Here is a 1,057-nt window from a genome sequence, read left to right on the forward strand (position 1 = left end):
AAAAACCTGGTTGCACCATTTTGCTAGCACTCGTTTCTTATTACTCAGCTGCTATGTATTATACATCAATAAGAATTTTTAGAGGTGCCCTTATAACAAGTGCATGCACCGGACATTTTATAGTGTGCGCCTTTTGGGCCGTGGCAAGCCACTTTAACCCAAAAGCCACCTACTATAAAATGTGCGGTGATGCAGGCGTTAGTTGCCTAATGATAAATATGAGAAAAACTGAAATTAGGGAAGCAAACCCTAGCCATGCTAAAGAAGTATTTACACTACTTTTACAACTGGGCTATGAAAGTACATTGGATAATTTGAAGGAAGTATTAGCTCAAACTGACAGAAGTGATGAAATTTACATTGCTCAATCAAACGACAGAGTTATCGGACTAATGAGCGTAATATATTTCGACTATTTTCCGTCTCAAGAAAAAATTTGCAGAATTACTGCAATTGTTGTTGATCAAAATGCTCGTGGCACTGGTGTTGGAAGCCAGTTAATTGATTTTGCGAAAGGTTTGGGCAAGAAGAGACTTTGTTCAAAACTAGAAGTGACGACATCCTTAACTCGTCAAAACACACAGCAATATTATGAAAATATAGGATTTACTAAAACTTCCTATAGATATGCTCAAGCGATAGGCAACTAACAAGCGGTTTATGGATGGGACTCGTAATAGCTTGCTCGGGTTCGTTCCTCACCATTTTAGCAAGCTAATACTAGCCCCATAACCGGGCGTTGAGACCGTAGAAAAACTCCAAAAAAAAGACATTTTTTGATAAAATCAGGCATCGCAAAAGGAAGTCTTGCATGCCGAACTTTAAGAAATACAATTACGATCAAACGGTTATAAAAATAAGGTGCAGGGACAATGGAGGTTGTTCTGTTTAGTACATAACATCGAAAAACTAATGAATTATGGAGCCATTAGTTACTAAAAAGTCGGATGAAATGAATACCTTTAGGCAATACTTGGAAAGCATAAACACTGTATACATAGTACATTTATTGTGTTGTTAGAGTTTTATAGTATCCTTTGCTACCGACTTTTTAGTA

The 1,057-nt window shown here is 37.1% G+C and carries 1 protein-coding gene; it reads left to right on the top strand.

What is annotated here, in order from left to right; genetic code table 11:
* Positions 1-650 (top strand): GNAT family N-acetyltransferase (locus tag F607_RS0127435; RefSeq protein ID WP_211233731.1); only part of this gene is annotated, 650 nt, incomplete at its 5' end.
* Positions 651-1,057 lie beyond the last annotated feature (407 nt).

This window comes from Zooshikella ganghwensis DSM 15267, assembly GCF_000428585.1.
GTDB classification, from domain to species: Bacteria; Pseudomonadota; Gammaproteobacteria; order Pseudomonadales; family Zooshikellaceae; genus Zooshikella; species Zooshikella ganghwensis.